A 6,100-nucleotide genomic window follows, 5' to 3' on the forward strand; every position below is an offset into this window, starting at 1 on the left:
ACTTCTGAACAGAACCGCAGTCTGCTTTTTATATTCTCATGAATTAATGAAATATAATTATGGATAGAAGATCAGCTGGTATCAGTGGTAATGACACAAGATCGGGTAATGATTACAACCAACCGAATAACCCTGCCCCTTCTTCAGGGCGTGGGCGATATAGACATGCCACAGTCAGACAATGGAATCATCCCCCCCGCACTGCACCGGATCGCAATGAATGTTACCATTCTTCTGGCACACGCTCTTCTCAACATCTACAGCGCCGCTCGGTAAACCCTGCTGAAGATTTTAACGCCCTCATCAAACAGGAAATAATGGATGATCTGGTGAGAAGATCGGATCGCTTCGGTCATCGCTATGATGGGAGAGATCACAGTCGATATGCCAGTTCAATTAAAAAATACACGTCAGCTGCAAAAAGATCGTTAAACCGGGCGGAACAAAGCCAGCTGATAAGTATGCTGCAAAACTTTACCCCAACACGGAGTTGGAATTGGCGAAGCCTGACGACCACACTTCATTCATTGACTTCAGCGGGTACTTTCATCCCTTATAAACCCATGCATGAGCGTGCTCAGTCGACTCAAGCGGCCTTATTGTCAACTTTGCTTGATGCCATAATATTTACCTGCAACCAAAAACCTGAAGCCAGGGATATTGATGCCCAGGGAATCGCCAACCTGCTTTGGGCCATGGCGAAACTGGTGCACAGCGGGCAGAAGCAGACACCGGAGTTCAAAGTGGCCATGACCGCCCTGCTGCCCCACGTAAACCTACAGAAAGACCAATTCAACGCCCAGGGTATCGCCAACCTGCTGTGGGCCATGGCAAAACTGGTGGGCAACGGGGAGTGGACACCAGAGCTTAAAGAAGCTGTGGCCGCCCTGTTGCCCCGCGTGAACGCACAGAAAGACCAACTTACTGACCAGGGCATTACCAATCTGCTGTGGGCCATTACGAAACTGGTGGACAACAGGCTTGAGCAAACACCAGGACTCAACGAGGCCCTGACCGCCCTGTTGCCCCTCGTGAACACACAGAAAAACCAACTTAGTGCCCGGGACATTGCCAACCTGTTGTGGGCCATGGTGAAACTGCTGGAAAACGGGCTGGAGCGGACACCCGGACTCAACGAGGCCGTGGCCGCCCTGTTGCCCCTCGTGAACGCACAGAAAAACCGACTTAATGCCCGGGACATTGCCAACCTGTTGTGGGCCATGGCAAAACTGGTGGAAAATACGAGGCAGCAGACACCAGGGCTCAATGAGACCGTGGCCGTCCTGTTGCCTCTCGTGAACGCGCAGAAAGACCAATTTATTCCTCAGCATATCGCCAACCTGCTGTGGGCCATGGCGAAACTGGTGGAAAATACGAAGCAGCAGACACCAGGGTTCAACGAGACCGTGGCCGCCCTGTTGTCTCTCGTGGACGCGCAGAAAGACCAATTTATTCCTCAGCATATCTCCAATCTGCTGTGGGCCATGGCGAAACTGGTTGAAAACGGGCTGAAGCGGACACCACGGCTCAACGATGCCCTGGTCGCACTTTTGCCCCGGGTGATCGCACAGAAAGACCAATTTAATGTCCAGGATATCACCAATCTGCTGTGGGCCATGGCGAAACTGGTGGACAACGAGCAAAAGTGGACACCAGGACTCAAAGATGCCGTGGCCGCGCTGCTGCCCCAGGTGAAAGCACAGAAAAACCAATTTCATGCCCAGGTTATCGCCAACCTGCTGTGGACCATGGCGAAACTGGTGGGCAACGGGCAGGAGCGGACACCAGAACTCAACGAGGCCGTGGCCGCGCTATTGCCTCAGGTGATCGCACAGAAAGCTAACTTTACACCACAGGAAATCACCAACCTGCTGTGGGCCATGGCGAAACTGGTGGACTACGGGCAAAAGCGGACACCAGAGCTTAACGGAGCCATGCCCGCGTTGTTGCCGCACGTAAGCGCACAGAAAGCCAACTTTACACCACAGGGTATTGCCAACCTGCTATGGGCCATGGCGAAACTGGTGGAAAACGGGCAGGAGCGGACACCGCAGCTCAAAGAGGCCGTAGCTGCGCTGTTACCCCGCGTGAATGCACAGAGAGCTGCTTTTAAACCACAAGGTATCGCCAACCTGCTGTGGGCCATGGCGAAACTGGTGGACAACGGGCATGAGAGGTCACCAGAACTCAATAAGGCCGTAGCTGCGCTGTTGCCCCTCGTGAACTCACAGAAAAACCAACTTAATGCCCAGGCCATTACCAACCTGCTGTGGGCCTTGGCGAAACTGGTGGGCAACGGGCAGGAGCGGACACCAGAACTCAACGAGGCCGTGGCCGCGCTATTGCCTCAGGTGATCGCACAGAAAGCTAACTTTACACCACAGGAAATCACCAACCTGCTGTGGGCCATGGCGAAACTGGTGGACAACGGACGGGGGCAGACACCAGCGCTCAACAAGGCTGTGGCCATGCTGTTGCCTCACGTGAAGGCACAGAAAGACCAATTTATTCCCCAGCACATCGCCAACCTGCTGTGGGCCATGGCGAAACTGGTGGATAACGGGCAGGAGTGGACACCAGAGTTCAAAGCGGCCGTGGCTGCGCTGTTACCCCACGTGAGCGCACGGAAAGCTAACTTTACACCACAGGGTATCGCCAGCCTACTGTGGGCCATAGCGAAACTGGGTGAACTCGTTGAGCTGAATGTGGTTACCTCTACATTCGAATCGCTTGTCTACCGAATCAGTGAAAACCCTCAGCTCTCCAGGCAAGTTATATCGATGTCTCTCTGGGGCGTAATGGTATGCTGTGCCAGGTTGTCTCTAGACTCCAATGCCAATAAAAATAACGCGCTTGAAAAACATCTGGATATCCTGTTGACTCGCCTGGAAAATACATTCCCAGATAATGAAGAGGATCAAACCACCATTGCCATGGCCGCCAGTTGGCTTGGCAGAACGTGTCCCTTCACCCCCCATTACCAGACAACCATTTCAAAACATCAGGCTGACTTTTGCAATCAACTCCAATCATGCATGCCCTCTTTGAAGATTGAAGAAGAAAAGAGTCTGAACTCATTACCTCCGGTTGACCTGTTACTGCCAGATCACAACATGGTGATTGAAGTTCAGGGATCGTCTCATTACGTGAATGGTGATTTCAAAACAAGGAAGGGTTCGACTCTGCTGAAAATCGCACTGCTGCAAAAATCAGGATTTGAGGTCATTGAAATCCCGGTTAACTGGCTTTGCAGCCAGGATGTAATGAAACCATTTATTGACCAAATAAAGAAGAGAACAAACAGCCAGTAATCGTTTCCCTGCCATCGTGACTCAGGAACCGTTTTCACAATTCAGAGTAGATGCTCTCCTCCAACCACTTGCGTTTATAAACCGTTCAACAAAATGAACTTCTGAACAGAACCGCAGTCTGCTTTTTATATTCTCATGAATTAATGAAATATAATTATGGATAGAACCTCTGTTGGCTTCAGTGGCAAATACACAAGACCAGGTAATGATCACACCCAACCGGATAACCATGCCACTTCTTCAAGGCATGGGCGATATAGACAGAGTACAGTCAGACAGCGGCATAATACCCCCCGCACTACCCCGGGGCGTAATGAATTTTACCATTCTTCTGGCGCACGCTCTTCTCAACATCCACAGCGCCGCTCAGTAAACCCTGCTCAAGATTTTAATGCGCTCATCAAACAGGAAATAATGGATGATCTGGTGAGTAAATCTTATCGTTTCGGTGATCGCTATGATGGGAGACATCACGGTCTGTATGCTGATTCAATTAAAAGATACACATCAGCTGCTAAAAGACCGTTAAATCAAGCTGAACAAAGCCAGCTGATACGTTTGCTGCAAAATTTTACAATAACACGGCGTTGGGACTGGCGAAGCCTTACGACAACACTACATTCATTGACTTCAGCAGGTTTTTTTACCCCTCATAACCCCATGGATGAGCGTGTCAAGCTAACTCAAGCTTCCTTATTGTCCACTCTGCTTGACGCAATAATATTCAAGTGCAACCAAAAACCTCAAGCCAGGAATATTGATGCCCGGGGTATCGCCAACCTGCTGTGGGCCATGGCGAAACTGGTGGACAACGGGCAGAAGCAGACACCGGAGTTCAACGAGGCCGTTGTCGCGCTGTTGCCCCACGTGAGCGCAATGAAGGACCAATTTAAGGCCCAGGGCATTGCCAACCTGCTGTGGGCCATGGCGAAACTGGTGGACAACGGGCTGGAGCAGACACCAGAGTTCAAAGAGGCCATGGGTGCCCTGTTGACCCACGTGAACATACAGAAAGACCAATTCAATGCCCAGGGTATCGCCAACCTTCTGTGGGCCATGACGAAACTGGTGGACAACGGGGAGTGGACACCGGAGCTCAAAGAAGCCGTGGCCGTGCTGTTCCCCCATGTGAACGCACAGAAAGATCAATTTAATACCCAGAATATTGTCAACCTGCTGTGGGCCATGGCGAAACTGGTGGACAACGGGCAGAAGCGGACAGCAGAGCTCAACGAGGCTGTAACCGCGCTGTTGCACCATGTGAACGTACAAAAAGATAACTTTAAACCACAGGGTATCGCCAACCTGCTGTGGGCCATGGCGAAACTGGTGGACAACGGGCTGGAGCGGACACCAGGGCTCAACGAGGCCGTGGCCGCGCTGTTGCCCTACGTGAACGCACAGAAAGACCAATTTAGTGCCCAGCATATTGCCAACCTGCTGTGGGCCCTGGCGAAACTGGTGGACAACGGCCAGGAGCGGACTCCGGGGTTCAACGAGGCCGTGGCTGCGCTGTTGCCCAATGTGAACGCACAGAAAGACCAATTTATTCCTCAGCATATCGCCAACCTGCTGTGGGCCATGGCGAAACTGGTGGACAATGGGCAGGAGCAGACACCAGGGCTCAACGAAGCCCTGGTCGCGCTGTTGCCCCGGGTGAACGCACAGAAAACCCAATTTCATGTCCAGTTTATTGCCAACCTGCTTTGGGCCATGGCGAAACTGGTGGACAACGGGCTGGAGCAGACACCAGCACTCAACGAGGTCGTGGCCACGCTATTGCCCCTAGTGATCGCACAGAAAGCTCACTTTAAACCACAGGAAATCACCAACCTGCTGTGGGCCATGGCGAAACTGGTGGACCACGGGCAGGAGCGGACACCAGAGCTCAGCGAGGCCATGGCCGCGTTGTTGCCCCACGTGAGCGCACAGAAAGCCAGCTTTACACCACAGGGTATTGCCAATCTGCTGTGGGCCATGGCGAAACTGGTGGACAACGGGCAGGAGTCAACACCAGAACTCAACGAAGCCGTGACGGCACTGTTGCCCCACGTGAGCGCACAGAAAGCCAGCTTTACACAACAGGGTATTGCCAATCTGCTGTGGGCCTTGGCGAAACTGGTGGGCAACGGGCAGGAGCGGACACCAGAACTCAACGAGGCCGTGACCGCACTGTTGCCTCAGGTGATCGCACAGAAAGCTAACTTTACACCACAGGAAATCACCAACCTGCTGTGGGCCATGGCGAAACTGGTGGACAACGGACGGGGGCAGACACCAGCGCTCAACAAGGCTGTGGCCATGCTGTTGCCTCACGTGAAGGCACAGAAAGACCAATTTATTCCCCAGCACATCGCCAACCTGCTGTGGGCCATAGCGAAACTGGTGGATAACGGGCAGGAGTGGACACCAGAGTTCAAAGCGGCCGTGGCTGCGCTGTTACCCCACGTGAGCGCACGGAAAGCTAACTTTACACCACAGGGTATCGCCAACCTGCTGTGGGCCATGGCGAAACTGGGTGAGCTCGTTGAGCTGAATGTGGTTATCTCTACATTCGAATCGCTTGTCTACCGAATCAGTGAAACCCCTCAGCTCTCCAGGCAAGATATATCCATGTCTCTCTGGGGCGTAATGGTATGCTGTGCCAGGTTGTCTCTAGACTCCAATGCCAATAAAAATAACGCGCTTGAAAAACATCTGGATATCCTGTTGACTCGCCTGGAAAATACATTCCCAGATAATGAAGAGGATCAAACCACCATTGCCATGGCCGCCAGTTGGCTTGGCAG

The 6,100-nt window shown here is 52.5% G+C and carries 2 protein-coding genes; both read left to right on the plus strand.

Annotated elements, in window-relative coordinates; all coding sequences use genetic code 11:
• The first annotated feature begins 59 nt into the window (after positions 1 to 59).
• Entirely contained in the window at positions 60 to 3,311 is a 3,252-nt protein-coding gene (locus ACO6VE_RS23600; protein WP_422463864.1) for a DUF1601 domain-containing protein, read from the plus strand.
• A 156-nt stretch (positions 3,312 to 3,467) separates the two neighbouring features.
• Positions 3,468 to 6,100 (plus strand): DUF1601 domain-containing protein (locus tag ACO6VE_RS23605; protein ID WP_422463865.1); only part of this gene is annotated, 2,633 nt, incomplete at its 3' end.

It is taken from the genome of Endozoicomonas sp. ALB115 (genome assembly GCF_049310245.1).
In the GTDB taxonomy this organism is placed as follows: Bacteria; Pseudomonadota; Gammaproteobacteria; order Pseudomonadales; family Endozoicomonadaceae; genus Endozoicomonas.